Annotated in this window: 22 protein-coding genes; 9 read left to right on the forward strand and 13 right to left on the reverse strand. The window is 53.9% G+C overall.

Going from position 1 to position 26962, the window contains the following annotated elements; translation table 11 throughout:
• Nucleotides 1-60 precede the first annotated feature (60 nt).
• Complete coding sequence (adeP, locus tag NAZ64_RS20970) at nucleotides 61-1398, forward strand: adenine permease AdeP (RefSeq protein ID WP_220569531.1); 1338 nt, start codon at nucleotides 61-63, stop codon at nucleotides 1396-1398.
• A gap of 44 nt (nucleotides 1399-1442) precedes the next feature.
• Here the strand turns inward: adeP and NAZ64_RS20975 are convergent, their stop codons facing one another.
• The 9 genes from NAZ64_RS20975 to rpmH all read right to left on the reverse strand — a co-directional run bounded on the left by NAZ64_RS20975 (nucleotide 1443) and on the right by rpmH (nucleotide 9130).
• Nucleotides 1443-2027 carry an NADPH-dependent FMN reductase gene (locus tag NAZ64_RS20975; RefSeq protein WP_001527038.1) on the reverse strand — a complete coding sequence of 195 codons (585 nt, stop codon included), beginning with the start codon at nucleotides 2025-2027 and terminating at the stop codon, nucleotides 1443-1445.
• Nucleotides 2027-2782: a 4'-phosphopantetheinyl transferase family protein gene (locus NAZ64_RS20980; RefSeq protein ID WP_076935944.1), complete on the reverse strand. Its 756-nt coding sequence runs from the start codon at nucleotides 2780-2782 to the stop codon at nucleotides 2027-2029. Before NAZ64_RS20980 ends, NAZ64_RS20975 begins: the two co-directional genes overlap by 1 nt.
• A gap of 157 nt (nucleotides 2783-2939) precedes the next feature.
• Complete coding sequence (yidZ, locus tag NAZ64_RS20985) at nucleotides 2940-3899, reverse strand: HTH-type transcriptional regulator YidZ (protein ID WP_371062579.1); 960 nt, start codon at nucleotides 3897-3899, stop codon at nucleotides 2940-2942.
• The gene (locus NAZ64_RS20990) at nucleotides 3868-5055 is read right to left on the reverse strand and encodes an MFS transporter (protein ID WP_220569532.1); all 1188 of its coding nucleotides are present in this window, start codon (nucleotides 5053-5055) and stop codon (nucleotides 3868-3870) included. The genes yidZ and NAZ64_RS20990 overlap by 32 nt, the downstream gene beginning before the upstream one ends.
• Nucleotides 5056-5237: 182 nt before the next feature.
• Nucleotides 5238-6602 (reverse strand): tRNA uridine-5-carboxymethylaminomethyl(34) synthesis GTPase MnmE, encoded by a 1365-nt coding sequence (gene mnmE / locus NAZ64_RS20995; protein WP_023218439.1) that lies wholly within the window; start codon nucleotides 6600-6602, stop codon nucleotides 5238-5240.
• A 141-nt stretch (nucleotides 6603-6743) separates the two neighbouring features.
• Entirely contained in the window at nucleotides 6744-8390 is a 1647-nt protein-coding gene (gene yidC / locus NAZ64_RS21000; RefSeq protein WP_000378278.1) for a membrane protein insertase YidC, read from the reverse strand.
• 2 nt (nucleotides 8391-8392) lie between these two features.
• Nucleotides 8393-8650: a membrane protein insertion efficiency factor YidD gene (yidD, locus tag NAZ64_RS21005; protein WP_001307474.1), complete on the reverse strand. Its 258-nt coding sequence runs from the start codon at nucleotides 8648-8650 to the stop codon at nucleotides 8393-8395.
• Nucleotides 8614-8973 carry a ribonuclease P protein component gene (rnpA, locus tag NAZ64_RS21010; protein ID WP_000239725.1) on the reverse strand — a complete coding sequence of 120 codons (360 nt, stop codon included), beginning with the start codon at nucleotides 8971-8973 and terminating at the stop codon, nucleotides 8614-8616. Before rnpA ends, yidD begins: the two co-directional genes overlap by 37 nt.
• Nucleotides 8974-8989: 16 nt before the next feature.
• Complete coding sequence (gene rpmH / locus NAZ64_RS21015) at nucleotides 8990-9130, reverse strand: 50S ribosomal protein L34 (RefSeq protein ID WP_000831330.1); 141 nt, start codon at nucleotides 9128-9130, stop codon at nucleotides 8990-8992.
• A gap of 660 nt (nucleotides 9131-9790) precedes the next feature.
• On the opposite strand from rpmH, the gene dnaA reads away from it, so the two are divergent.
• The 4 genes from dnaA (at nucleotide 9791) to gyrB (ending at nucleotide 16010) form a co-directional block, all read left to right on the forward strand.
• Nucleotides 9791-11191 carry a chromosomal replication initiator protein DnaA gene (dnaA, locus tag NAZ64_RS21020; RefSeq protein WP_000059093.1) on the forward strand — a complete coding sequence of 467 codons (1401 nt, stop codon included), beginning with the start codon at nucleotides 9791-9793 and terminating at the stop codon, nucleotides 11189-11191.
• A gap of 4 nt (nucleotides 11192-11195) precedes the next feature.
• Nucleotides 11196-12296, forward strand: a complete 1101-nt coding sequence (dnaN, locus tag NAZ64_RS21025) for a DNA polymerase III subunit beta (RefSeq protein WP_000673474.1) — start codon at nucleotides 11196-11198, stop codon at nucleotides 12294-12296.
• Between the two features lie 197 nt (nucleotides 12297-12493).
• A complete protein-coding gene (gene recF / locus NAZ64_RS21030; protein WP_024797546.1) occupies nucleotides 12494-13567 on the forward strand; it encodes a DNA replication/repair protein RecF in 1074 nt (357 codons plus the stop codon).
• A 28-nt stretch (nucleotides 13568-13595) separates the two neighbouring features.
• Nucleotides 13596-16010, forward strand: a complete 2415-nt coding sequence (gene gyrB / locus NAZ64_RS21035) for a DNA topoisomerase (ATP-hydrolyzing) subunit B (protein ID WP_000072047.1) — start codon at nucleotides 13596-13598, stop codon at nucleotides 16008-16010.
• 18 nt (nucleotides 16011-16028) lie between these two features.
• Here gyrB and NAZ64_RS21040 read toward each other — a convergent pair whose 3' ends face one another.
• The 3 genes from NAZ64_RS21040 to NAZ64_RS21050 all read right to left on the reverse strand — a co-directional run bounded on the left by NAZ64_RS21040 (nucleotide 16029) and on the right by NAZ64_RS21050 (nucleotide 19509).
• Complete coding sequence (locus tag NAZ64_RS21040) at nucleotides 16029-16925, reverse strand: LysR family transcriptional regulator (RefSeq protein ID WP_001054599.1); 897 nt, start codon at nucleotides 16923-16925, stop codon at nucleotides 16029-16031.
• Nucleotides 16926-17039: 114 nt separating this feature from the next.
• Nucleotides 17040-18230 (reverse strand): mandelate racemase/muconate lactonizing enzyme family protein, encoded by a 1191-nt coding sequence (locus tag NAZ64_RS21045; RefSeq protein ID WP_020837892.1) that lies wholly within the window; start codon nucleotides 18228-18230, stop codon nucleotides 17040-17042.
• A gap of 16 nt (nucleotides 18231-18246) precedes the next feature.
• Nucleotides 18247-19509, reverse strand: coding sequence for an MFS transporter (locus NAZ64_RS21050; RefSeq protein ID WP_220569533.1), 1263 nt, complete (start codon nucleotides 19507-19509; stop codon nucleotides 18247-18249).
• A gap of 305 nt (nucleotides 19510-19814) precedes the next feature.
• On the opposite strand from NAZ64_RS21050, the gene yidA reads away from it, so the two are divergent.
• The 4 genes from yidA to NAZ64_RS21070 all read left to right on the forward strand — a co-directional run bounded on the left by yidA (nucleotide 19815) and on the right by NAZ64_RS21070 (nucleotide 24111).
• Entirely contained in the window at nucleotides 19815-20627 is an 813-nt protein-coding gene (gene yidA / locus NAZ64_RS21055) for a sugar-phosphatase (RefSeq protein ID WP_000985571.1), read from the forward strand.
• A 201-nt stretch (nucleotides 20628-20828) separates the two neighbouring features.
• Complete coding sequence (locus NAZ64_RS21060) at nucleotides 20829-21851, forward strand: hypothetical protein (protein WP_076935933.1); 1023 nt, start codon at nucleotides 20829-20831, stop codon at nucleotides 21849-21851.
• Nucleotides 21848-22987, forward strand: a complete 1140-nt coding sequence (locus tag NAZ64_RS21065) for a BamA/TamA family outer membrane protein (protein ID WP_220569534.1) — start codon at nucleotides 21848-21850, stop codon at nucleotides 22985-22987. The genes NAZ64_RS21060 and NAZ64_RS21065 overlap by 4 nt, the downstream gene beginning before the upstream one ends.
• Nucleotides 22984-24111 carry a DUF4056 domain-containing protein gene (locus NAZ64_RS21070; RefSeq protein WP_023224010.1) on the forward strand — a complete coding sequence of 376 codons (1128 nt, stop codon included), beginning with the start codon at nucleotides 22984-22986 and terminating at the stop codon, nucleotides 24109-24111. The genes NAZ64_RS21065 and NAZ64_RS21070 overlap by 4 nt, the downstream gene beginning before the upstream one ends.
• A gap of 104 nt (nucleotides 24112-24215) precedes the next feature.
• Here NAZ64_RS21070 and torS read toward each other — a convergent pair whose 3' ends face one another.
• Nucleotides 24216-26951 (reverse strand): TMAO reductase system sensor histidine kinase/response regulator TorS, encoded by a 2736-nt coding sequence (gene torS / locus NAZ64_RS21075; protein ID WP_080203205.1) that lies wholly within the window; start codon nucleotides 26949-26951, stop codon nucleotides 24216-24218.
• Nucleotides 26952-26962: the final 11 nt, after the last annotated feature.

Genomic DNA, 26962 nt, shown 5'->3' on the forward strand with positions numbered 1-26962 from the left:
GGTGTCGCATTTTGGTATAGGATAACGGCGAATTTTCCCTCCTTTCTCCGGAAATTGATAATGAGTCAACAACACACCACCCAGGCTTCTGGTCAGGGTATGCTGGAACGCGTGTTTAAACTGCGCGAACATGGCACGACGGCACGAACCGAAGTGATCGCCGGTTTTACCACTTTCCTGACGATGGTTTATATCGTTTTTGTTAACCCGCAAATTCTGGGCGTAGCTGGCATGGACACCAGCGCCGTCTTTGTGACCACCTGTCTGATTGCGGCCTTTGGCAGTATTCTGATGGGTCTGTTCGCTAACCTGCCGGTGGCGCTGGCGCCCGCGATGGGGCTGAATGCGTTCTTTGCCTTCGTGGTTGTGCAGGCAATGGGACTGCCGTGGCAGGTAGGCATGGGCGCCATTTTCTGGGGCGCTGTTGGTCTTTTATTGCTGACTATCTTCCGCGTGCGTTACTGGATGATCGCCAACATTCCGGTCAGCCTGCGCGTGGGCATCACCAGCGGCATCGGCCTGTTTATCGGCATGATGGGGCTGAAAAACGCCGGCGTGATCGTCGCTAACCCGGAAACGCTGGTCAGCATCGGCAACCTGACCTCGCACAGCGTGCTGCTGGGGGTTCTCGGATTCTTTATTATTGCGATTCTCGCTTCGCGCAACATTCATGCGGCGGTGCTGGTGTCCATCATCGTCACGACGATGCTTGGCTGGATGATGGGCGATGTGCACTACAACGGCATTGTCTCCGCGCCGCCAAGCGTCACCAGCGTGGTAGGGCATGTCGATTTGGCAGGCTCGTTCAATCTTGGCCTGGCGGGGGTTATTTTCTCCTTCATGTTGGTAAACCTGTTTGACTCCTCCGGTACGCTGATTGGCGTGACCGATAAAGCCGGCCTGGCGGATGCGAAAGGCAAATTCCCGCGCATGAAGCAGGCGCTGTTTGTTGATAGTATCTCTTCCGTCACTGGCGCATTTGTCGGAACGTCTTCTGTGACCGCTTATATTGAATCCTCTTCTGGCGTTTCGGTGGGCGGTCGCACCGGTTTGACGGCAGTGGTGGTCGGTATTTTGTTCCTGCTGGTTATCTTCCTGTCGCCGCTGGCGGGCATGGTGCCGCCTTACGCGGCGGCGGGCGCGCTGATTTATGTCGGCGTGCTGATGACCTCCAGCCTGGCGCGGGTAAACTGGCAGGATTTAACCGAATCGGTCCCGGCGTTTATTACGGCGGTAATGATGCCGTTTAGCTTCTCGATCACCGAAGGTATCGCGCTGGGCTTTATCTCTTACTGCGTGATGAAAATCGGTACCGGTCGCCTGCGCGACCTTAGCCCGTGCGTAGTGATTGTCGCGCTGTTATTCGTGCTGAAGATTGTGTTTATTGACGCACACTGATGAAATGAACCCTCGCCCCATCGGGGTGAGGGTTTTTAACGAGCTTACGCTTTAACGCGCTGAATAAACTCACCAAATGCGGTCAGCTGACCGGTCAAATGATCTAACGTTCCCTGATCCACCACTTCTCCAGTCTGCGGGTCGACTTTATTCTGAATCACGCCGCCCATAAACTCCGGTTTATTCATCACCATCGCATCAAGGAACACCAGAATCTGGCGCAGATGATACTGGCAGCGCGCGCCGCCAATCGCCCCCATTGAACTGGTCTGGATAAGAACGGGCTTACCCGCCAGCGGCTGCTCAGGCAGACGGGATAGCCAGTCGATGGCATTCTTCAGGCCGCCGGGAACGGAATAGTTATATTCCGGCGTCACAATGACGACGCCGTCGGCGTTGCGAATCTGCTCAGCCAGCGCCTCTACGCTGGCTGGAAATCCCTCTTCCTGCTGGATATCGGCGTCATACAGCGGAATATCCCCGATCGAAGGCAGCGGCGATACCGTCATTCCTGCCGGCGCGACTTTAGGCAGCGTACGCGCCACCATCCCGTTAAAGGAACCTTTGCGTAAACTTCCCAGCAATGTAACCACATTCAGCGTTTCAGACATACGTGCCCCTTTTTTCATTATGAACGATTAAGCGTATACGATTTGGCGGCGGGGAGTTGGGCGAATCGCATCAGACGCCCGGTTGGTTCATTGGCACGCGTCTGGATATCGGGCAGGCTTTTCCAGCCCAGTTTGCCATCGAACTCCCACACTTTTAATTTTTCTATCGCTGGCGTAACGGTTACGGACCATACCAGCACATCTTCCGCATCGCACACGGCTTCAAGCTGCGTGACATGCGCGCACTTCAGGCGTCCGGCAACGGGTAAAAGTTGCAGCTCCCGCGGATCGTCATTCATGACATCGCCGGTGAGTTTTAACACGCTCTGGCGCAATGTAATGAGTTGCGCTCGCGCTTCGTTGGGATCGTTTTGATTGGCTACCCATAAGTTTTCATTACGGGAGAAAGGGTGGCGTTCGAGCGAATGTGAATGGTGAAAGCCGCGGGAGGTGCGCTGTAATTCCATATCCAGCCCGCACTCTCCTTCGGTGGTCAACGCCACGCCAACCATATTTCCGGCATAGGAGATAGAAAAGCCTGGCAGATTTTTGTCACGAAACGCGGGTTTACCTTTCGCCTGAATAATGATTTCCGGCAGCTCGCTAATTCCGTACAGCATAAACATCAGTTCGGCAAGAAGGCCTCTGGAGGCGAGAAAACGCGTTCGTCGGTGAGCAGGCAGGTTTCTGGCTTCAATATGGCAAGACGAAGAGAGACGAATTGAAACCAACTGTCCCTCCGTAAGTATCCCTCTGGCAAAGTGAGTCGCCATTTTTCGCTCCGTGATTAATGGGCCGTGATAATGACGAGAGTAACATTAACGTAAATTATGGACAGGTTTTACGCGCTAAAAATTCAATTTCAGAAGGTTCTTTAATCAGACGGTGACATTTCTGGTAAGAGGAAGGTTAATTTATCAACGCAGGTGGTCAGATAAGGCGACGGCAGAGCGTGTTGATAGCCTGTCGTAGCCACACAATCTTGGGATTATGACTATTACGTTTGTGCCATAATAGGGTAAACGGCACCATCAGCTTTTCCCGCTGTTGCGCATCAAAAGGCAGGGGGCGCGCCACTAATGGTAGCTGGTGGAGCTGATTGTAGTGCTGACAATAGCGCGGCGCGGTTGCTATCAGGGTGTGATCCGGCTGGGCGGCCATAAAGAGCGACTGCTCGAACCCCGGCAGGCTCAACGCGATATGGCGTTTGCGTCCCATTTCTTGCAGGACATCATCCAGCGCCCAGGTATCGCTTTGCTCCCAGCAAATACTGATATGCGGGTAGCGCAGAAATGTGTCCAGACTCCACTCTTCCTGCAATGCCGGATGATCTTCACGTAGCCAGACGCAAGGGAGATCGGAAAATAACACTTCATGGTCGATCGACAACGGCAGTAGGCTCAGCAGTTCTCGCGAGCGGGGATGGCTTTCGCGTCCGGTGAAGCCGATATCCACCTCGCCGCGAATAATCGCATCCAGCGAATCATAGTCCCAGTTGCGTATTTTGATCGTCGCCTGAGGATAACGCTGATAGATCTGCCGGGAGAGGGCGTTAAACATGATCATGACCAGCGGTGTTTCAGCCACCAGATCAAACTTCAACCCACGCGGAGCCTCATGGTGCGGCTTATCCAGCAATTGATTGCTCATCTGCATCCACTCTGCCAGATTCTGCTCCATACTGACCATTAACGGCGTCGGCGTAAGTCCCTGCGGGGTGTTTACAAACAACGGGTCGTCAAACCAGGTCCGCAGTTTCGACAGCGACTTACTCACCGCCGACGGCGTGACGTTCATCCGTTTGGCGGTTTTGGTAACGCTGCGTTCCTGCATCAATAGTTGCAGGCACAGCAACAAATTAAGATCGAGACTGCTGAGGGATTTCTTCATGAGTTGGCACGGACCGGTTAGGGGCAACAATGATAATCAGCATGATACTCACTATGCTACAGCCAATCAGAATCCCGATCAGCATATTCATCGCGCTGATACCGAGTATTGCCGCCAGCCAAATCCACAGTGATGAACCGCAAACCTGCGCGATACCCAGCGTGGAACTGGCCACTCCGGCGCGCAGCGAAAACGGCCCCAGCGCCTGGCTCATCGCGACACCAAAACCAACCGAGAATCCGGCGCAGATAAGCGTCAGGCCAAAGAGCGTGACGGTATTGGTATGAGCAAGGCTTAACGTCACGCCAGCCGTCAAAAACAGCCCCTGTGAGACGAGCATTAAGGTTCGCGGCTTAAATAACCCAAGCGCAAAAGGGGTAGAAAAAGAGACGACCATGCTGACGCCTGCGGTGAGCGCCATGGTAATGGCATAGTCGCCACGGCTAAATCCCATCACCTCCATCAGCAGCACTGGAGAGGCATTGACGAAGGTCAGGATCACCGACACGCTAAGGGTGGTGATCGTCAGTCGACTGACGAAAAAACGGTTAACCAGCGACTCGGCGGCGGGCGACGATCGTGATAAATCGCGTGGAGCCAGCCTTGCCGGGCGCGTCTCGCGCAGGATAAACAGTGATAACAGGCCCACAATAATGCCCATTGCGGACATCGTATAGAACAGACTTTGCCAGGGGAAACGAAGCATAATCAAATGCCCCACCACCGGGGCGAGTACCGGCACAATACAGGTAATCCCATTCAATAATGACAGCACTTTCGCCCGGCGATGCTCGTCGAGCGTATCGCGCAGAATGGCGAACGCCACCACATAGCAGCCGCCTGCGCCTACTCCCTGAAGAAAACGCCCACTCAGAAATAGCGAGCCTTCCGACGCCCGTGAACAAAGCAGTGAGGCCATCATAAAGACGAGCGCGCCGACGATCGCGACCGGCTTGCGGCCTGACTGGTCGGCTATCTTCCCGGCAAACAGCATGGCCGTCGCCATTCCGGCCAGGTAAACGGAGAAGGCGATATGCAACTGCGCCTCGCTGGCGTTCAGATCGGCGGCTATACGCGGTAAACCGACCAGATACATATCAATACCGGCAGGATAGAGTAAAACCAGGGCAAAACTACACAGTAGAAAACGTTTCATAGCGGCCTCACGAAAAGTGTGGCGCTAAGAATACGGGGCGACGTTGCGCGAGACGAGTTGCCATTTGGACAACAGTGATTTCCTCATGGGAAATCATTGCTGCCGGATGGCGGCATAAACGCCTTATCCGGCTTACGGGTTTTGTAGGCCCGGTAAGCATCGCGCCACCGGGCCACACAACGTTACTTACCAATACAGAAGCTGGAGAAAATCCGTCCCAGCAGGTCGTCGGAGGTAAACTCGCCAGTAATCTCGCTTAAGCTTTGCTGCGCCAGGCGCAACTCTTCCGCCAGCAGTTCCCCCGCCCATGCGCCTAATAGCTGCGCTTTGCCCTGCTCAAGATGTTCAGCGGCTTCCGCCAGCGCCTGTAGGTGACGGCGGCGGGCCAGGAAGCCGCCTTCCATATTGGTATCAAACCCCATGCTCTGCTTGAGGTGGTTACGCAACACGTCGACGCCTTCGCCGGTACGCGCCGAGAGGCGAACCAGTGAGTGACCATTTACTTCACTAATACCCAACGTTTCGCCGGTGATATCCGCCTTGTTACGTACCACGGTAATCGGTAGATTTTTGGGCAGACGGGCGATAAAGTCCGGCCAGATGTCGGCAGGGTCAACGGCGTCCGTCGTGGTGCCATCCACCATAAACAGCACGCGATCGGCCTGTTCAATCTCCTGCCAAGCGCGTTCAATGCCGATACGCTCAACTTCGTCGTTGGCGTCGCGCAGTCCGGCGGTATCGATGATATGCAGCGGCATCCCGTCGATGTGAATATGCTCGCGCAACACGTCGCGCGTGGTACCGGCGATATCGGTGACAATGGCCGCTTCACGGCCTGCCAGCGCATTCAGCAGGCTGGATTTCCCGGCATTCGGGCGTCCGGCAATCACTACCTTCATCCCTTCGCGCAGCAGGCTGCCCTGGCGCGCTTCGGTGCGCACGGCGTCAAGATCGGCGATGACGCCATTGAGCTGCGCTTCAATTTTGCCGTCAGAGAGAAAGTCGATCTCCTCATCCGGAAAATCAATAGCCGCTTCGACGTAGATTCGCAGGTGAGTAAGTGCTTCCACAAGGTGGTTAACGCGGGCGGAAAATGCCCCCTGTAACGAGTTTAGCGCCGAACGCGCCGCCTGTTCGGAACTGGCATCGATCAGGTCGGCAATGGCTTCCGCCTGGGCTAAATCGAGCTTATCGTTGAGGAACGCTCGCTCGGAGAACTCGCCCGGTCGGGCAATGCGCACGCCTGGAAGCGTCAGGATACGTTTTAACAGCAGGTCCAGGATCACCGGACCGCCGTGCCCTTGTAGCTCCAGCACATCTTCACCGGTGAAGGAGTTCGGGCCGGGGAACCACAGCGCAATACCCTGATCCAGCGCGCTGCCGTCAACGTCTTTAAACGGCAGGTAGTCGGCATAGCGCGGCTTCGGCAGCTTGCCCAGCACCTCTTGCGCAACGTCGCGCGCCTTCAGACCAGAGATACGCAGGATACCCACGCCACCGCGTCCCGGTGGGGTTGCCTGGGCGACGATAGTGTCGTTATGGCTCATGGTTAGTCTCAACTTTGTTGCAATAAAAAAAGGCGGTCATATGACCGCCTTTTGATTGTAGGCCTGATAAGCGTTAGCGCCATCAGGCTGACCGGCGCGCCTTGCCGGATGGCGGCTTCGCCTTATCCGGCCTACACCGAATCAGGATTTTTTCTTCTCGCGGCTATGCAGGCCACGCTTCTCCAGACCACGGTAAATCAGCTGCTGCTGAATGATGGTGACCAGGTTGCTGACGATATAGTACAGCACCAGACCTGACGGGAACCACAGGAAGAACACCGTAAAGATGACCGGCATAAAGGTCATGATCTTCTGCTGCATCGGGTCGGTCACGGTGGTCGGCGACATCTTCTGAATGAAGAACATCGTTACGCCCATCAGGATCGGCAGAATGTAGTACGGGTCCTGTGCGGACAGGTCATGAATCCACAGCGCGAACGGCGCATGACGCAGTTCAATGGAACCCATCAGCATGTAGTACAACGCCAGGAAGATAGGCATCTGGATGATCAGCGGGAAGCAGCCGCCCAGCGGGTTAACCTTCTCCGCTTTGTACAGGGCCATCATCTCCTGGCTTTGGCGCTGTTTATCATCGCCAAGACGTTCGCGCATCGCCTGAATTTTCGGCTGCAGCATACGCATCTTCGCCATTGACGTGTACTGCGCTTTGGTCAGCGGGTACATGATACCGCGAACGATAAAGGTAATGATGATAATGGAGAAGCCCCAGTTGCCCACAAAGCTGTGGATCCACTTCAGCAACTTGAACAGTGGCTGAGAGATGAACCACAACCAGCCGTAGTCCACGGTCAAATCCAGGTGCGGTGCAACAGCCGCCATTTTATCCTGAATTTCCGGGCCGACCCACAGGGTGCTGGTCATCGCGCCAGTCTGGCCTGGCTGTACCAGTACCGGCTGCGCTTTATAGCCGATAGCGACAATGCCGTTACCCAGATTGGCGGTGTAGAAATTGTTGGTGCCGTCGTTACGCGGAATCCATGCGGTAGCGAAATACTGCTGCAACATTGCCACCCAACCGCCTTTGGAGCTGACGTTGAGGTTTTCGTTATCGGCAATAGTGTCGAATTTGTATTTCTCATACTTCTCATCCGGCGTGGAGTACGCTGCGCCGCGGAACGTATGCAGCGCAAAGTTGCTGCTGCCGGTGTCGCGATGAGGAGGCAGGTTGACGGATTGTTTTAACTGACCAAAGGTGGAGACTTCCAGCGGTTTTTCGCCGGTGTTCTGCACGCTATAGTTCACGTTAACCGCATAATCGCCACGCTTAAAGACAAACGTTTTGGTAAACGTGTTGCCTGCGGCGTCAGTATAAGTCATCGGAACCTGCAGTTCGTTCTGACCGTCGGCCAGTACAAACGCATCTTTCTCGACGTTGTACAGCGGACGCGGGCCGTTCGCCGGGTTATCCGGGCCGTCGCGGCCTGTCAGGCCGCTTTGCGCCTGATAGATAAACTGCGGGGTGGTTTCCAGCAGCTGGAACGGTTCGTTGGAACCCAGTTCTTTCGGGTAAGCCGGGAGCAAGGCCTGCTCGACATCACCACCACGGGTGTTGATAGTCAAATCAAGCACATCGGTTTTCACCGTAATCATTTTCCCCTGGCCACTGGCTGGTACGCCCTGGTCGGCGGCGCTACCCGCTGCGGTGGTCGTTGTCTGCGTGGTCTGTTGAGTCTGAGGTTGCGGATTTTTATCCTGCTCCCAGGCTTGCCAGATCATGAAAGACACGAACAGCAAAGCGATGACTAAAAGATTGCGTTGCGAATCCATCGTTAGTGTTCTCTGGTATCAAATGGTCCGGGCGGGACGGGATCGTCACCACCAGGGTGTAAAGGGTGGCATTTTAATACGCGTTTCACCGTCAACCAACTGCCTTTTATCACTCCAAACCTGCGCAATGCCTCAATTCCGTAGCTTGAGCACGTTGGCGTGAAACGACAATGCGGCCCAAGCAGCGGACTGATCAGGCGTTGATAGACCCGAATAAGGGCTATCAGGACCCGCGAGCCAGGCGACAGTGGCGGCGCCATAATTTTTCCAACGCTTCCGAGAGAGCACGGTTATCGAGGTCGGCAACCCCTTTTTTCGCCACCACCACGAAATCCATTGCAGGAAGTTCATGCTGGCGCAGACGGAAGCTTTCACGCGTCAGACGTTTAATCCGGTTGCGTTCATGCGCACGTCGAACGTTTTTCTTGGCGACGGTAAGACCGATACGGGGATGCCCCAGCGAATTCAGGCGGCCGAGGATGGTGATTTGCGGCGTGCCAGCCCGTTGAGGTTGCTGGAAGACGAATGTGAAATGAGCGGGAGTTAACAAACGTAACTCCCTGGGAAATGCGAGCTTAACCACTCAGGGGTTAGCTTTATTACTTGGAAACGGTCAGACGAGCGCGGCCTTTAGCACGACGACGTGCCAGAACCTGACGACCATTTTTAGTAGCCATACGAGCACGGAAGCCGTGAGAACGGTTGCGCTTCAGTACAGACGGTTGAAAAGTGCGTTTCATGGCGATTTCTACCTAAACTTGAATAAATTCACTGACTTTTGCGTATACCCGAACAAACTTTGAACGACTTACGCCACAGTGTGGGTGATTAAAGAGGCCGGATTGTAATAATTGTACACTCCGGAGTCAATTCTCTTTCCTTATTTTCCCGCGATTTTCCACGCCTTTTTGTGCGGAAAATAAGCAGCGTTGACGCCATATGACGGGCATTGCGCGACGGGTGGAGAATTATACGGACTGCCAGGTAAAGCGCAAGGATCGCCTTGGATCTTTATGCGATCTTTTAGGCGTCTGCTCACCTTTACCTATTAATTTTTTCAATATGCGCGCGAAAGCGTACAGGAGTTCCCCTGGATCGATTACACTTATCCTTTCCTGGAAAGTCCTGTGGATAAATCGGGAAGAATCTGTGAGAAACAGAAGATCTCTTGCTCAGTTTAGGCTATGATCCGCGGTCCTGATCGTTTCAAACGATCCTGGTCAGGCATGAACACGAAATCTTTCAGACTGCGTGAAGTCGCGATCGTTTGAAAGATCCGTGAAAACCGCAGACAGCGGTTCGTGCGTCACCCTTCATGCAGGGTCTTATCGACGTGCGCCAACAATCATTAATGTATCAGCCTTTGTCATTTATCGACTTTTGTTCGAGTGGAGTCCGCCGTGTCACTTTCGCTTTGGCAGCAGTGTCTTGCCCGATTGCAGGATGAGTTACCAGCCACAGAATTCAGTATGTGGATACGCCCGTTGCAGGCGGAACTGAGCGATAACACGCTGGCTTTGTATGCGCCAAACCGTTTTGTGCTCGATTGGGTAAGAGATAAGTACCTCAACAATATCAATGGATTACTCAACACATTCTGCGGCGCGGATGCCCCACAACTGCGTTTTGAAGTGGGAACAAAGCCCGTTACGCAAACGCTAAAAACGCCTGTGCATAACGTTGTCGCGCCTGCGCAGACAACGACGGCGCAGCCGCAGCGCGTAGCGCCTGCGGCCCGTTCGGGCTGGGACAACGTACCAGCGCCGGCGGAGCCGACCTACCGCTCCAACGTCAATGTTAAACATACATTTGATAACTTCGTCGAAGGTAAATCCAACCAACTGGCGCGCGCGGCGGCACGTCAGGTGGCGGATAATCCTGGCGGCGCCTATAACCCGTTATTCCTCTATGGCGGCACCGGTCTGGGTAAAACTCACCTGCTGCACGCGGTGGGTAACGGCATTATGGCGCGCAAACCCAATGCGAAAGTCGTGTATATGCACTCCGAGCGCTTTGTGCAGGACATGGTAAAAGCCCTGCAAAATAACGCCATCGAAGAGTTTAAACGCTACTACCGTTCCGTTGACGCATTGCTGATCGACGATATTCAATTCTTCGCCAATAAAGAACGATCCCAGGAAGAGTTTTTCCATACCTTTAACGCTCTGCTGGAAGGCAATCAGCAGATCATTTTGACGTCGGATCGCTATCCGAAAGAGATCAACGGCGTTGAGGATCGTCTCAAGTCCCGCTTTGGTTGGGGGCTAACAGTGGCGATCGAACCGCCAGAACTGGAAACCCGCGTGGCGATACTGATGAAAAAAGCGGACGAAAATGATATTCGTCTGCCAGGCGAGGTCGCGTTCTTTATCGCCAAGCGTCTACGCTCTAACGTACGTGAACTGGAAGGCGCGCTGAACCGGGTGATCGCCAATGCCAACTTTACCGGCCGGGCGATCACTATCGACTTTGTGCGCGAAGCGCTGCGCGATTTACTGGCGTTGCAGGAAAAACTGGTCACCATCGACAATATTCAGAAGACGGTGGCGGAGTATTACAAAATCAAAATTGCGGATCTGCTTTCTAAGCGTCGATCTCGCTCGGTAGCACGTCCGCGCCAGATGGCTATGGCGCTGGCAAAAGAGCTCACCAACCACAGTCTGCCGGAAATCGGCGATGCGTTTGGCGGGCGCGACCACACTACCGTACTTCATGCCTGTCGTAAAATTGAGCAACTGCGTGAAGAAAGCCACGATATCAAAGAAGATTTTTCGAATTTAATCAGAACACTATCGTCGTGATCCTATGAAATTTACCGTTGAACGTGAACATTTATTAAAACCGCTTCAGCAGGTCAGCGGCCCGCTGGGCGGTCGTCCTACGCTGCCGATTCTCGGTAACCTGCTCCTCCAGGTAGCGGACGGTACGCTTTCTCTGACCGGCACCGATCTTGAAATGGAGATGGTCGCGCGCGTTACGCTTTCTCAGCCGCATGAGCCGGGTGCTACTACCGTGCCGGCGCGGAAATTCTTTGATATCTGCCGCGGCCTGCCGGAGGGCGCGGAGATTGCCGTTCAGTTGGAAGGCGATCGGATGCTGGTGCGTTCTGGCCGTAGCCGCTTCTCGCTGTCTACGCTGCCTGCCGCCGATTTCCCGAATCTTGACGACTGGCAAAGCGAAGTTGAATTTACGCTGCCGCAGGCCACGATGAAGCGCCTGATTGAAGCGACCCAGTTTTCGATGGCTCATCAGGATGTGCGCTACTACTTAAACGGTATGCTGTTTGAAACGGAAGGTAGCGAACTGCGCACTGTTGCGACCGACGGCCACCGTCTGGCGGTGTGCTCAATGCCGCTGGAGGCGTCTTTACCCAGCCACTCGGTGATTGTGCCGCGTAAAGGCGTGATTGAACTGATGCGTATGCTTGACGGTGGCGAAAACCCGCTGCGCGTGCAGATCGGCAGTAATAATATCCGCGCGCACGTCGGCGACTTTATCTTTACCTCGAAGCTGGTGGATGGTCGCTTCCCGGACTACCGTCGCGTTCTGCCAAAGAATCCGGATAAGCATCTGGAAGCGGGCTGCGATATCCTCAAGCAGGCGTTTGCCCGCGCGGCAATCCTCTCGAATGAGAAATTCCGCGGCGTGCGTCTGTACGTCAGTGAGAATCAGCTCAAAATCACCGCCAATAACCCGGAACAGGAAGAAGCGGAAGAGATTCTGGACGTGAGCTACGGCGGGACGGAGATGGAAATCGGCTTTAACGTCAGTTACGTGCTGGACGTGCTCAATGCGCTGAAGTGCGAAACCGTGCGCATTATGCTGACGGATTCCGTATCCAGCGTACAGATTGAGGATGCGGCGTCACAGTCGGCTGCTTATGTTGTTATGCCAATGCGCTTGTAAAGAATATCGGGCTATCTTACTTGTTATTCTGGCTCCGGGCAGTGCTCGCACAAAATACGAAGTATTTTGGACGTCTTATGGACGGCCCGAAGGGCGAGCGCAGCGAGCAATCCTCACGTACTCCAGTACGCTCCGGTTGCTGTGCGCTGGCCGTAACCAGACTAACTGCGCCGATAACGCCCTGGTTATGAGTTGATATGTCGCTATCCAGACTGCTAATCAAAGACTTCCGCAACATAGAAAATGCGGATCTCGCTTTATCCCCCGGCTTTAACTTCCTGGTTGGCGCCAACGGCAGCGGCAAAACCAGCGTGTTGGAAGCTATCTATACGCTTGGCCACGGTCGGGCGTTTCGCAGTTTGCAGCCTGGCCGCGTGATTCGTCATGAGCAGGAAGCGTTTGTTCTTCACGGGCGATTACAGGGCGAAGAGCGTGAGACATCGATTGGTTTAACCAAAGATAAGCAGGGCGACAGCAAAGTCCGTATCGATGGTACCGACGGTCACAAGATCGCGGAGCTGGCGCATTTAATGCCGATGCAGTTGATTACGCCGGAGGGGTTTACTTTACTCAACGGCGGCCCCAAATACAGAAGAGCGTTCCTTGACTGGGGATGCTTTCACAACGAAGCCGGATTCTTCACCGCCTGGAGCAACCTGAAACGATTGCTGAAACAGCGTAATGCCGCGCTGCGCCAGGTGAGTCGTTATGAGCAATTGCGCCCGTGGGATAAAGAGTTGATCCCGTTGGCGGAACAAATTAGTACCTGGCGGGCGGAGTACAGTAGCGCTATCGCACAGGACATAGCGGATACCTGTCAGCAGTTTTTACCTGAATTTTCCCTGACGTTCTCTTTCCAGCGCGGCTGGGAGAAAGAGACAGACTATGCGGACGTGCTGGAGCGAAGCTTTGAGCGTGACCGTATGTTGACCTACACCGCGCACGGGCCGCATAAAGCGGACTTTCGCATTCGCGCTGACGGCGCGCCGGTGGAAGATACCCTGTCGCGCGGGCAGCTAAAGTTATTGATGTGCGCCTTACGTCTGGCGCAGGGCGAGTTCCTCACCCGCGAAAGCGGGCGGCGCTGCCTGTACCTGATAGATGATTTTGCCTCTGAACTTGACGATGCGCGTCGCGGACTGCTGGCCAGCCGCTTAAAAGCCACGCAATCGCAGGTCTTTGTCAGCGCAATTAGCGCTGAACACGTTATAGACATGTCGGATGAAAATTCGAAGATGTTTACCGTGGAAAAGGGTAAAATAACGGATTAACCCAAGATTAAATGAGCGAGAAACGTTGATGTCGAATTCTTATGACTCCTCCAGTATCAAAGTCCTGAAAGGGCTGGATGCGGTGCGTAAGCGCCCGGGTATGTATATCGGCGACACGGATGACGGCACCGGTCTGCACCACATGGTATTCGAGGTGGTAGATAACGCTATCGACGAAGCGCTCGCAGGTCACTGTAAAGATATCGTCGTGACTATTCACGCCGATAACTCCGTGTCCGTAACGGATGATGGCCGTGGCATTCCTACCGGGATTCACCCGGAAGAAGGCGTTTCGGCGGCGGAAGTGATCATGACCGTTCTGCACGCGGGCGGTAAATTTGACGATAACTCCTATAAAGTCTCTGGTGGTCTGCACGGCGTGGGCGTCTCGGTAGTCAACGCTCTGTCGCAAAAACTGGAGCTGGTTATCCAGCGAGATGGCAAAATTCACCGTCAGATCTACGAGCACGGCGTGCCGCAGGCACCCCTGGCCGTCACTGGCGATACCGATAAAACCGGCACGATGGTACGTTTCTGGCCGAGCCACGAAACCTTCACCAACGTCACTGAATTTGAATATGAGATCCTGGCGAAACGCCTGCGTGAACTGTCATTCCTGAACTCAGGCGTCTCCATCCGTCTGCGCGACAAGCGCGATGGCAAAGAAGATCATTTCCACTACGAAGGCGGCATCAAGGCTTTCGTTGAGTACCTCAACAAGAACAAAACGCCGATCCACCCGAATATCTTCTACTTCTCCACCGAAAAAGACGGTATCGGCGTCGAAGTAGCGTTGCAGTGGAACGATGGTTTCCAGGAAAATATCTACTGCTTTACCAACAACATTCCGCAGCGCGACGGCGGTACTCACCTGGCAGGCTTCCGTGCGGCGATGACCCGTACGCTGAACGCCTACATGGACAAAGAAGGCTACAGCAAAAAAGCCAAAGTCAGCGCCACCGGCGATGATGCCCGTGAAGGTCTGATTGCGGTGGTTTCCGTAAAAGTACCGGACCCGAAATTCTCCTCACAGACCAAAGATAAGCTGGTCTCTTCCGAGGTGAAATCGGCGGTAGAACAGCAGATGAACGAACTGCTGAGCGAATACCTGCTGGAAAACCCATCTGACGCGAAAATCGTCGTCGGCAAAATTATCGACGCCGCGCGTGCGCGTGAAGCGGCGCGTCGCGCCCGTGAAATGACCCGTCGTAAAGGCGCGCTCGATTTAGCCGGTCTGCCGGGCAAACTGGCGGACTGTCAGGAACGCGACCCGGCGCTGTCCGAACTGTACCTGGTGGAAGGGGACTCCGCGGGCGGCTCTGCGAAGCAGGGGCGTAACCGTAAAAACCAGGCGATTCTGCCGCTGAAAGGTAAAATCCTCAACGTCGAGAAAGCGCGCTTCGACAAGATGCTCTCCTCTCAGGAAGTGGCGACGCTGATTACCGCGCTGGGCTGCGGTATCGGTCGCGACGAGTACAACCCGGACAAGCTGCGCTATCACAGCATCATCATCATGACCGATGCGGACGTCGACGGCTCGCACATCCGTACGCTGCTGTTGACCTTCTTCTATCGTCAGATGCCGGAAATCGTCGAGCGCGGCCACGTCTACATTGCGCAGCCGCCGCTGTACAAAGTCAAGAAAGGCAAGCAGGAACAGTACATTAAAGACGACGAAGCGATGGATCAGTACCAGATTTCCATCGCGCTTGACGGTGCGACTCTGCACGCGAACGCCCATGCGCCGGCGCTATCCGGCGAAGCGTTAGAAAAACTGGTCTCTGAATATAACGCCACGCAGAAAATGATTGGTCGTATGGAGCGTCGCTTCCCGAAAGCGCTGCTCAAAGAGCTGGTGTATCAGCCAACTCTGACCGAAGCCGATCTTTCTGATGAGCAGACTGTAACGCGCTGGGTGAATGCGCTGATTACCGAGCTGAACGAGAAAGAGCAGCACGGCAGTCAGTGGAAGTTCGATGTTCATACTAATACGGAACAGAATCTGTTCGAGCCGATCGTTCGCGTGCGTACGCATGGCGTGGATACCGATTATCCGTTGGATCACGAGTTTGTGACCGGCGCGGAATATCGTCGTATCTGCACGCTGGGCGAGAAGCTGCGCGGTCTGATTGAAGAGGACGCGTTTATCGAACGCGGCGAGCGTCGCCAGCCGGTAACCAGCTTCGAGCAGGCGCTGGAGTGGTTGGTGAAAGAATCACGTCGCGGTCTGGCTATCCAGCGTTATAAAGGTCTGGGTGAAATGAACCCGGATCAGCTGTGGGAAACCACCATGGACCCGGAAAGCCGCCGTATGCTGCGTGTGACCGTCAAAGATGCGATTGCTGCCGACCAGCTGTTCACCACGCTGATGGGTGATGCCGTTGAGCCGCGTCGTGCCTTTATTGAAGAGAACGCCCTGAAAGCAGCGAATATCGATATTTAACCTGCCTTAATCCCCGGCCTACCGCTGGTTGGCCGGGGCATCATGATGTTCATCGACATAGCTGAATAAAAAATCTCTAAAGCGCTGCGTGGCGGGCGTTTGTGCGCGCCACGCATGGAAATAAAGGTTCATATTGCGCCGCAGCGGAGGCGTGAGCGAACAGGTCGCTAATTGGTAGCTTTTGGCGTAATGGCGGGAAAAGGTTCCGGCGATCACCACGCCTTCACACTGCGCCGCCAGCGACATGGCGGTCGCCATATGTTCCACCGTCATTTTGGGCTTAATGCGCACGCCAGCGGTCGCGGAGATCATCGGAACGGATTCGTTGCCGACGGCGATCAGCTCTTCGCTTTGAATCTCTTCCCAGCGAACCGTTTTTTTATGCAGCCGATAGTCCGGATGGCAGTACAGGGCGATTTCCGTTGTGAACAGCGTTTGTTTGTCGATTTCCGGCTCCAGCGGCCGCTCCGGGCCGATACCAAAATCGGCTTCTCCCAACATAATGCTTTTTTGTAATTGCGACATGGGCTTATCAATAAGCTGTACGTGGGTATGCGGATGCTGCCGCTTAAAGGCATGGATGATTTGCGGCAGAAAAGCACAGGCGATCAGCGGCGCGCCAACAACCCGCACCAGGGATTTTTTGATCTCTTTCAGGTCGCGGGCATAATTTTCGGCCCGTTGAAACTCTTCAACAACCCGCATGGCGGCGGGTAAAAACTTTTCGCCGTCGGGCGATAGCTTCACCACGCGCGAAGTGCGGTCGAAAAGGGAAACCTCCATCTGGCTTTCCATTTCGTTGATTAAACCGCTAACAGCTCCCTGCGTGATGCACAGATATTTGCTGGCGGCGGTAAAGCTACGCAAATCCGCAACGGCCAGAAACGCGCGAAATTGCCGGATAGTTAAATTCATTTGCCACCTGTCTTACCCCTTTACAGAGAAGATTTTATCTCAGGCTGGATAAGGTCGCGTTGATACGACTCGCAAATACAGGGGGTCTGCCTGCGGCGCAGGCAGACAGTTGGCTTATTTTACGGTGATGGTTGGTGATTTTTTCATGGTTTCTTCGGTCAGTTCCTGGCCGATGCCGGGAAGCTCCGGAACGTCGTACATGCCGTTTTTCGGCAGGTAGTTGTATTTACAGGTCTGTGTATTCGGCTCCAGCAGCGCATACCGGTGCAGTTCGTGGATGACGAAGTTAGGGATTGCGGTTTCCATATGCAGCGCCACCGCTGTGGAAATCGGCCCGCCGCAAACGTGGATTTGCACCGTTTTGTCGTAAACATGCGCCATATCGCAGATTTTCTTCACTTCGGTGATGCCGCCGCAGGTGCAGATATCGGGCTGAATAACGCTCAGGCTGCCGTTTTCCAGGAAAGGACGGTATCCCCAGCGCCAGTAAATGCGTTCGCCAGCCGCCAGTGGAATATTAACTTTATCAGCCACTTGTTTCATTTGTCCGGGGTTTAACGGCATAACCGGTTCCTCGTAGTAGAAGATGCCCAGCTCTTCTATCATGCGGCCAAACTGAATCGCCGAGGTGGTGTCCGTAAAGGCGTGCATTTCGGCGATGATATCCACGTCCGGGCCGACCGCATCGCGAATGGCGGCCATACGGTCGTAGCCCAGGCGCAGGATTTTATCGGTGAGCGGCCCGTTGAGGTTTTGCTGGTTCCAGTTGCCGTGGCGATCCATTGCGACGGTATCCACTTTTATTGCGTCATAGCCTTCGCTGACGGCGGTCAGCGCCGCCTGTGCATACTGCTCCGGCTCGGTCAGCATATCTTTATCGCTGCCGTCCCCCCAACCAAACTGTAGCTGACTGGCGTAGGTTCTTATTTTCTCGCGGCTTTTGCCGCCAAGCATTTTATACAGCGGTACGCCCCACGCTTTGCCTTTGATATCCCACAGCGCGATATCGATGCCGCTCATCGCCGCGGAAAAAATGCCGCCGCCGCCCTGCCCCCAGAAGGTTTTTTTGAGCATTTTTTCCCAGATAGCTTCGTTATTCATCGGGTCCATGCCGATGATAATGGCCGACAGGTCCTTCGCCATTCCGATGCCCGCAGAAGCGCCGACGCCGTAAGCCAGCCCAACTTCGCCAAAACCGGAAATGCCCTCATCGGTATTAATTTTTACCACCACCGGACGCCATTTGCTGGTGGCGGACGCAAAATCGTTCGCCACATCAATAATATCAACGCTGGTAATTTTCATCATTTACTCCTCGTAATTAATATTTTTTAATCGTTAAGATTAATGCCGATACCACGGCGATAGCGCTGATAAAAACCAGGCATAGTAAGCCGCCGGTATAAGTTCCAGTGATAGAAATAAATAAGCCGATAAATACGGGAGATAATGAAGAGAGTCCATTGGCGACGCCGTTCATTACGCCGCTGGCGGCGGATATGGATTTTCCGGGTATCATTCCCTGTAATAACGTCCAGGCAACGGGGGTGCCCATCGTACAGAAAGCCACAGCAAAGGAGAGGAGTACTGCTGACATATATTTATGTTCGGTTATAGTACCGAAATAGATACTGACGCCAGCGAAAAACATTAATACCATTAATATGGGGGCGCTGCGTCCTATTTTATCGACGAAGATGCCTGCGGCCGCTTTGGCAAATATCGACAGGACAAAGGGAAGCGACGCCAGCCAACCCATTTCCGCCCAACTGAACCCTCTGGCTGATTTTAGATAGGTCGGTAGCCAGGTAATCATTCCCCAATATAAACATTGCAGACACAGATACCACAGCACCAGCAGCCAATAGCTGTAGTTGGTAATCACCGGTTTTACCCGCAACATAAAACTTTCGCTGTTGCCTGCGCTTTCCGTTTCCTGTCCAGCTTTGATATAAGCCAGTTCTTGTTCGCTGATACTTTTATGTTGTTCTGGTTTATCAGCAACATATCGCCAAAGTAGCCAAAGAGGGATTAACCCGAGAGCGGCGCATAAGAAAAAGTTGGAACGCCAGCCGTGGGTGCCTATCCACCAGGTGAAAAAAGGCATCGCAATGGCGGGTGCCACCGACTGGCCGACGATCCACGCCGCGTTTGCTCTGCCGCGCTCCTGCTTCGGGAACCAGTTTTTAATAAATACGCTTTGCAGTGGATAATAAAATCCCTCTCCGATGCCCAGTAATATACGGCAAATAATAATTAGAGCGAATGATGTGGCGACTCCGCCAATCATTAAAGCGATAGTCCAGATCAGAATACAAAGCATCATTGCTTTTCTGGGGCCGAGATAATCGCCAAGCGGTGATAATACAACGTTAGCGATACCATAAGCGGCCAGAAAGACGGTCATCATCATGCCGATTTGCAATGGCATACCTTCAATACCCATATAGGCTAAGAAGGGTTCATTCGCGGCTAATACCGAAACATTAACGCGATCGAGATAAGCAATAAATATTCCAATAAACAGACAGGCAACGATTAAAAATCTTTTCCTGGTTGGGGGGGCGGTAAGGGCCATCGACATTAGCGATCTCCTTCTCATCGGATAAGGTTATTTTAAAATATAAGTTTTTGTTGATTTTTACTGATTAAGAACCAATCCCATTAGGCTCTAAGTGATGATGTCCAAAGTAGCAATACACATTCTTTTAGAAAAACGGTATTTTCTGTTTGATTAATGAGGTTATCTAATACATCAGGAGGGGAGAATACGGCCTGAAAAGGGGAATCCCGTTTATGAATCTTATCCCCCTTTCTCTCGGATTCTTTACTGTTTTTTGAGCGGAATCGCGTTAGCATGAGTCAGGACTCATTTAATGCGGGGATTTCATGGCTATTAAACTCATTGCTATCGACATGGATGGCACCCTTCTGCTGCCCGATCACACCATTTCTCCGGCGGTTAAAAACGCGATTGCCGCTGCGCGTGAAAAAGGGGTAAACGTGGTGCTGACCACAGGCCGTCCGTATGCGGGTGTGCACAGTTACCTGAAAGAACTTCACATGGAACAGCCCGGTGATTATTGCATCACCTATAACGGGGCGCTGGTGCAGAAAGCAGGGGACGGCAGTACGGTTGCGCAAACGGCGCTCAGCTATGATGACTACCGTTACCTGGAAAAACTGTCCCGTGAGGTGGGTTCTCACTTCCACGCATTAGACCGAAATACGCTTTATACCGCTAACCGCGATATCAGCTACTACACGGTGCATGAATCGTATGTGGCGACCATTCCGCTGGTATTTTGTGAAGCGGAGAAGATGGACCCGAACACCCAGTTCCTGAAAGTTATGATGATCGATGAGCCTGCCGTTCTCGACCGGGCGATTGCGCGTATACCGGCAGAGGTGAAGGAAAAGTACACCGTGCTGAAAAGTGCGCCGTATTTCCTTGAAATCCTCGATAAACGGGTTAATAAAGGCACTGGCGTAAAATCACTGGCCGAGGCGCTGGGTATTAAGCCAGAGGAGGTGATGGCGATTGGCGATCAGGAAAACGACATTGCGATGATCGAATACGCCGGTATGGGCGTGGCAATGGACAACGCCATTCCGTCGGTCAAAGAGGTGGCTAACTTTGTGACTAAATCGAACCTTGAAGATGGTGTTGCCTGGGCGATTGAACAACATGTTCTGTCCTGATTCACTCCGGCCCGATCGCCGTCGGGCCGATAGTTCCACCCATGAAGCTAATGTGTTGCAACAAAGACGTTGTAGAAAATAGTTTTTTATTTCAAAAGATTAATTCGCACAGAAATCCCGCTCATCAGGCGACGATTACTATATTCTCCCTCCTCCTTTCGATCCGGCGGCGCTTCTCGCCAGAATAAACGCTTCATCATTATGAAAAAACGCTCCCTTTTGCTGTTGGCGCTGCCCGCTATGGCTTTTTCTACCTGGGCGGCTACCAGCTCCCCGGCGAACCTGTCGCCTGTTTATAGCTATCAGGATGACGCCCCATCTGCAGCCACATCGCCAGTCGCGATAACGCCGGTGGCAAAGCCTGCCAGTACATCAGTGTTGCCTTTTCTGGGGGATGAAGCCCGAAAGCGTGGCTATGAGCTTCCCGAGCCATTTGGCCTCAATATTAACTACATGAATATTGGGCAGAATATTAACGTTGATAGTATCAACTTTAATGGCCTGGCTTTAGGTCCCAACGGGGGAATTCCATTAGATAACGCATTTAAAATTAACGTCGGTCATACCCGTGAAAAGAGCAAGACCGAAACGGTCAAGCTGGATGCCTGGCTGCTGCCATTTATGAATGTGTACGGCCTGGTGGGCTATACCGATGGTCATTCCGTTTCGCAAATTGGTGTTGGGTTGATGACGAAAAATGGCCACGTTTTTCATCCCGCCGATCTGCAAAACCTCAAATTTAAACTCGACTTTAAAGGCACTACCTATGGCATCGGCACCACGCTGGTCGGCGGCGTAGGTAACTGGTTTACCGCTGTTGATGCTAACTACACCCAGACACAGTTCGATATTCTTGATGGCAGCATCGACGCCTTTACCGTCTCACCTCGTGTTGGTTACCGTTTTACCACCCCGGGTATAGATAAGATGCATCTGCCGTCGGGCAAGCTAAACGTCTGGGTCGGCAGCATGTATCAGGATGTGCAGCAGGAGTTTAAAGGCAGCCTCGACGACCTGACCATGCCGTCAGCGACGCTACAAAGGCTGGTGAGTATGGCTAACTATAACAATAACGGCCGCTTTGACGTCAAACAGCATCTACAATCACCGTGGAACATGCTGCTGGGCGCTCAGTATGAAATAACCCGCCATTTCAACGTTACCACCGAGTTTGGCTTTGCCGAGCGCAATAGCTTCTTTGTGGCCGGTGAGTACCGCTTTTGAATCGCTGCCATTACCGACTGTTGCTTTGCGTCGCCGGTGTGCTGTCCGGCGTGGCGCAGGCGTCGCTGCCCAGCCGCAGTCAGGTGGACGGCTGGCTACAACAAATGGGGGATAGCGATACTTACGATGCCGCCAAAGGCGTCAACTGGGGAGTAATGCCCGGGCCATTTTATACCCCTGAACTGGGGCTGGGCATCGGCACCGCTATCGTCGGTATGTATCGCCCCGATCCTGCCGATAAGGTTAGCCAGGTATCCACGCTGTCGCTGAGCGGCTATTTCAGCTCCACAGGCGCTTTTGGCGTAAGCCTGCAAAATTACGCTTTTTTCGCGCAAGATCGCTGGCGTTTCTTCCTCACTGGCGCATTGAGCGACACGCCCACTTACTATTGGGGACAGGGTTTTGCCGCCGGTGATAAAGACAGCCATAAGCAGGCCTATACTGCGCAGGTGCTGGATCTGCAACCCATGCTGTATCGTCGGCTTGTTAACAATATCTATCTTGGCGTTGGCTGGAGGCTGGATGTACAGCACGCCGCGCAAATTGATGAGACCGATCCGCCCAAAATTCAAAGTACCGCGCAGGGCTGTTCTTCACTGAGTAACGGCGGTAGCGTTGAGATTAGCTGGGATGATCGTGATTTTATACCTAACCCACGCAAAGGGCAGTATGCCACCCTTCGCTATACCCACTTCGCACCGGACGTCGGTAGCGATACGCGGTTCGATGAATACCAACTGCACTATAGTCGTTACCATGCCGTCAATGATAAAGATGTGCTGGCCTGGGAAACGGACGGCGCCTTTACTCAGGGTGATGTGCCGTGGAATATGCTGCCGCTGCTGGGCAGTAACCATCGTATGCGCGGCTATTATGAAGGACGCTATCGCGATAAAAATGCTATCAGCGGTCAGCTGGAATATCGCCATAAGCTGAGCTGGCGGCATGGCGTTGTCGGTTGGGTGGGCGCGGGCACCATGGGATCGTCTTTGCATCATCTGGATGACGGGCGATGGCTGCCTTCTGCGGGCGTGGGCTATCGCTTTGAGTTCAAGCCGCGCGTCAATGTGCGGCTGGATTACGGCGTGGGCAAAGCTAGCAGCGGTTTTTATTTTCAGGTAGGAGAAGCATTTTGAGGTCCGTCGTTCGGGTTATCTTTCTGGCGCTGCTGTTTCTGGCGGGGAGTGCCCGCGCCGCCTTACCACTGTCGCTCTATCTGTCCACTCACCCAATGCCTGCTGCCAGTGAAGCCTGGCCGACGATGCCGCCGCAGCCGCTGCCAAAGGGGTTGCGGCCGTGTTGCGCTTTTGGTTACGACCTGCATGCCGAGCTGCTGGGACTGCCGGTTCCGTTCTATCAGTTAAATAACATCGTGACGGTGGACTCGCTGGGGCATCATCAGTACAACGACCATCTTTACTCGGGCGTGGCAAACCTGATTGGCCTTAGCGGTGAGAATAACGGTATTGTGTATACCTTGCGTGGCGGATTCATCGACACCGCACATGTGCGGGATACCGCTGATATGACAGTGTATATCTTCAGCCAACTACTACCAAAGCTGGGGCAGGCTTTTACGCTGAATCTGGGCGAGGAGCTGGCCGAACGGCGTCTGGTTTTTACTGCTTTTACCCCTCCGGTCGATGCACGCGAGCGTTACACGCTGGCCGCCTGGCTGTCGGCGCATCTGGCGTTCCAGGTGGCGGAGTGGCACGAAATCGCCCAATGGTACGGTTTCGAGTCTGTTCGCGGATTTTCTGAGGGAGTATCGGCTTTTTCGCCGGAAGATCTCTATTCTAACCTCGCGGGAGCCCGTCTGGCAGCGTCTTTAATTGTCGGCGGCCAGACGAAAACGCAAGAGATGTACAACACGGCGATGGAAACCGCGCTGCGGCAAGCGCTGACGCAGCTGGCAGCGCAGCCGGCGCAGATCACCCGTTTCCAGTTTGATATGCTTGATGGCCGTTGGTGGAACAGCCAGCGGCGGGTACCGGAAAAATATCTGGTGCTGCATCGTAATTATCAGATGGGCGATGACCGCCTGCCGACCGCCATTCCTGGCGAGATAATGCCGCTATTGCCGCTGAGCTTGCCCCATCGCTGGCGCGGTATCCAGCTTAGCACGCTGGCGCAACTACAATTGTGGCCCAGCGAGGATATGGCGCAGCTACCGCCTCCCGCGCACTATTACAGCGAAAAAGATTTTGCCGCCCTGGCGGAGCAGGCACGGCTACAGGACGAAAAAACACAGAATCATTAAACAGGCAGTAGCCGTAGGCTAGTTCCCTCTTATACCCTCGGCGTACTGTTTTATGTCCTGATAACTGGTGATGTGAAACGCGTCGTTTGGCGAGCCGGAAGCCATTATGGCGAAGGATGACCGGCTATCCATGCGTCGAGCGCCGTCACTCCCTGCGTCACGATAGTTTTAATATCTATATCGCTAAGCGGTTGCAATTCCAGCTCCCGACAGGCTTCGGTTGCCTGCGTCATCCCCAGGCTGGCGCAGCCGCTTTTTAATTTATGCGCCAGCCGCTTAATGTTAACGTCGTCATTCATGGCGCGCGCCGCCTCGATCTCCTCGACTAAAGGCAGCGCGCTGTCTTTGAATAACGCGACCCATTGCCGGAGTTTTTCCGGGCCGACAGACGCCATATCGCCGGCAAGCTGATGTTCATTCAGCATCGCCCGCGCGTTGTGAGATTTGCCCTGTAAATAGTGCGCTATCATACGGTAAAGCTCCTCGCGGGGAACGGGCTTTTGAATAATCCCGCAGAAAAGACCGGCGGTACGCTGACGAAGATTATCGTCTATCACATGCGCGCTAAAACCAATGCGTTTCATGGCGGGATACTGACTCATCAACTGCTGCGCCAGGGTTAAGCCGTCATAATCCGGTAAATCAAAATCCACCAGCGCCACATCAAAGGACTCGCCTTCGGCTAAACAGCGTAGCGCGTCATTCGCGCTTTCAGCTACTGAGACCTTCACCCCTTTACCCGTGAGCATTTCAGCGGTAATACGCTGCGTCAGCATATTATCTTCAATCAGCAACAGGCGTAGTCCGTTAAGATTTACCGGTTCCCTGAACGCATTTTTGCTTGCGGGTTTGGGGTGGCGAACCGGCAGTTGTAAGCGAAAACAACTGCCAACATGAAGCGTACTGGTGACGGTTAGCGTCCCGCCCATCGCCTCTGCCAGGCTGGCGCTGATAGCCAGCCCCAGGCCCGTCCCGCCCCGGCGTCCAGTCGCCTGCACAAACGGTTTGAAAATAGCCGTCAGCTTTGCTTCAGGGATACCGCATCCGGTATCTTCAACCTCAATAAACCAGCTCTGATCGTCGCAAAACGTGCGCAGCACTATGCTGCCGCGATCGGTAAATTTCGCCGCATTACTTAAAAGATTAATCACAATTTGACGTATCCGGCGCGGATCGCCTTGTAGCGTGGAAGGGAGTTGCTCGCTAAAGTCGGCGATGAGCGCCACCTGCACGCGGCTGTGCATTAAATGCAGCGCGCTATTCAACAATTGTCGCGGTTCAAACGGCTCCTCGCTAATAGAAACGTTGGTGCCGCCTACTTCAATCGCCGAGTAATCAAGAATATCGTTAAGAATCGCCAGTAGCGATTCGCCTGAATCATTAATGGCCTGTAAGTCGTCGCGGTAGTTTGCCATGAGCGGTTTATCGGCCAGCAATTGTACCGTACCGAGAATGCCGTAAAGCGGCGTGCGAATTTCATGGCTCATGGCGGCAAGGAACGTCGATTTCGCCTCGTTGGCCTTTTCCGCTTCGGCGCGCGCCTGCCGGTGTTCCAGCACCAGCGCATGAAGCTCCGCCGTTTGCGATCGCACCTGTTCCGCCAAATCCTCACGATGGCGGTTCAATTTGCGCACGTTGGCGCGAAACGCTTCCATCAGACGGCTGATGGTATCCAGTTCGCTGACGCCAGCCGCCTCCGGAAACGGTGAGTCAATATCGCCCTCCAGTAGCCGCTGTAAGGCCTGCGTTTGTTGCGCCAGCGGGCGGGATACGGAACGGTAAACCACTCGCCAAAGAATAAAACTTAATGAGCACAGCGCCAGGATACCTAAGATCACTAACCCTATTTGCCCACGCTGACTGGCGTGTGTAAGACGCGCTAACCCAGCCTCGTTTCGTTTTTCGATGGCGTTCACCAACTGCGACACTTCCGTACTGAAGCGGGTAAACTGAAAGAGGTTATTGGCCATAAGCGTTTGAAGCTGGTCGCGGATGGCGTTTTCCTTACGAAACAGGGTAACCAGTGTGGTGTACTGATTTATTTTCTCCAGCGCGTCGGCGATTTGGGCGCGAACGGTAGGATCTTCTATACGCTGCTGGCGGCGGGATAAAATTTTAACCAACTGATTAAGTTTTTCATCGGTGTCCTCGGCATCGCTCAGCCCTTGCGCGTCTTTTAAGGTCACAATGAGCTGCTTAAACCGCAGGGCATTGACCCGCAGCTCATTCATCTGATTCACATACTCAAGGTCGATATCAATCAGTCGGTCAAGCGCGCGTTCAGCCTGGTCCCCTTTACCGCTTTCGATAAGATCGTAAATACCGGCCTGGGTGGCGCCTGCAGATGTCGCTGCATTATTGGCCTGACCGTGAGCCTGGGCGGCAATGCTTTCCGCCGCCTCCGCAATCTGGCGGCTTAACTGCTGTTGCTGTGCGCGCAGCGTGAGAATTTCACCGACCAGCGTTCCCTGTTGCCCAAGCGTTTGTGCAATCTCTTTTTCTTGCCGGGCGATGGCCGAGGTATTAAACCCCTGCTCGCTTAATGCCTGCAAAAGATGGTTAATTTTAAGGCTTTGCGCTTTCAGCATCTTCCCCTGCGCCAGCCAAACGCCCTCACTGTCGGCATTGGTCAGATTTTGCGCGGAAAAGAGCTCGTAAGCGCTGGCTTCGCTTAACTGCCTGGCCATATTCATCGTGGGGAGCAGCGCTTGCGTATTGGTTTGCTCCACCTGACTAATGACGCGCAGGCTTATCCAGCCGATCACGGTGCTGAGCAGGGTGAGCGCCGCCATCAGGGCGAAGGCCAGCCATAATCTGCGGGTCAGTGAAGGCGTTGACATTTATGCGCCGC

This window comes from Salmonella sp. A1325, assembly GCF_056991255.1.

Bases quoted from the DNA above. Each gene is read 5' to 3' on its own strand.
- yidZ (WP_371062579.1), bottom strand. From the start codon at position 3,899: ATGAAGAAATCCCTCAGCAGTCTCGATCTTAATTTGTTGCTGTGCCTG.
- NAZ64_RS20980 (WP_076935944.1), bottom strand. From the start codon at position 2,782: ATGGCGACTCACTTTGCCAGAGGGATACTTACGGAGGGACAGTTGGTT.
- yidC (WP_000378278.1), bottom strand. From the start codon at position 8,390: ATGGATTCGCAACGCAATCTTTTAGTCATCGCTTTGCTGTTCGTGTCT.
- dnaN (WP_000673474.1), top strand. From the start codon at position 11,196: ATGAAATTTACCGTTGAACGTGAACATTTATTAAAACCGCTTCAGCAG.
- NAZ64_RS21060 (WP_076935933.1), top strand. From the start codon at position 20,829: ATGAAAAAACGCTCCCTTTTGCTGTTGGCGCTGCCCGCTATGGCTTTT.
- torS (WP_080203205.1), bottom strand. From the start codon at position 26,951: ATGTCAACGCCTTCACTGACCCGCAGATTATGGCTGGCCTTCGCCCTG.
- NAZ64_RS21045 (WP_020837892.1), bottom strand. From the start codon at position 18,230: ATGAAAATTACCAGCGTTGATATTATTGATGTGGCGAACGATTTTGCG.
- mnmE (WP_023218439.1), bottom strand. From the start codon at position 6,602: ATGAGCCATAACGACACTATCGTCGCCCAGGCAACCCCACCGGGACGC.
- NAZ64_RS21050 (WP_220569533.1), bottom strand. From the start codon at position 19,509: ATGTCGATGGCCCTTACCGCCCCCCCAACCAGGAAAAGATTTTTAATC.
- recF (WP_024797546.1), top strand. From the start codon at position 12,494: ATGTCGCTATCCAGACTGCTAATCAAAGACTTCCGCAACATAGAAAAT.
- adeP (WP_220569531.1), top strand. From the start codon at position 61: ATGAGTCAACAACACACCACCCAGGCTTCTGGTCAGGGTATGCTGGAA.
- yidD (WP_001307474.1), bottom strand. From the start codon at position 8,650: ATGGCGCCGCCACTGTCGCCTGGCTCGCGGGTCCTGATAGCCCTTATT.
- yidA (WP_000985571.1), top strand. From the start codon at position 19,815: ATGGCTATTAAACTCATTGCTATCGACATGGATGGCACCCTTCTGCTG.
- NAZ64_RS20990 (WP_220569532.1), bottom strand. From the start codon at position 5,055: ATGAAACGTTTTCTACTGTGTAGTTTTGCCCTGGTTTTACTCTATCCT.
- gyrB (WP_000072047.1), top strand. From the start codon at position 13,596: ATGTCGAATTCTTATGACTCCTCCAGTATCAAAGTCCTGAAAGGGCTG.
- rpmH (WP_000831330.1), bottom strand. From the start codon at position 9,130: ATGAAACGCACTTTTCAACCGTCTGTACTGAAGCGCAACCGTTCTCAC.
- NAZ64_RS21040 (WP_001054599.1), bottom strand. From the start codon at position 16,925: ATGAATTTAACTATCCGGCAATTTCGCGCGTTTCTGGCCGTTGCGGAT.
- NAZ64_RS20975 (WP_001527038.1), bottom strand. From the start codon at position 2,027: ATGAAAAAAGGGGCACGTATGTCTGAAACGCTGAATGTGGTTACATTG.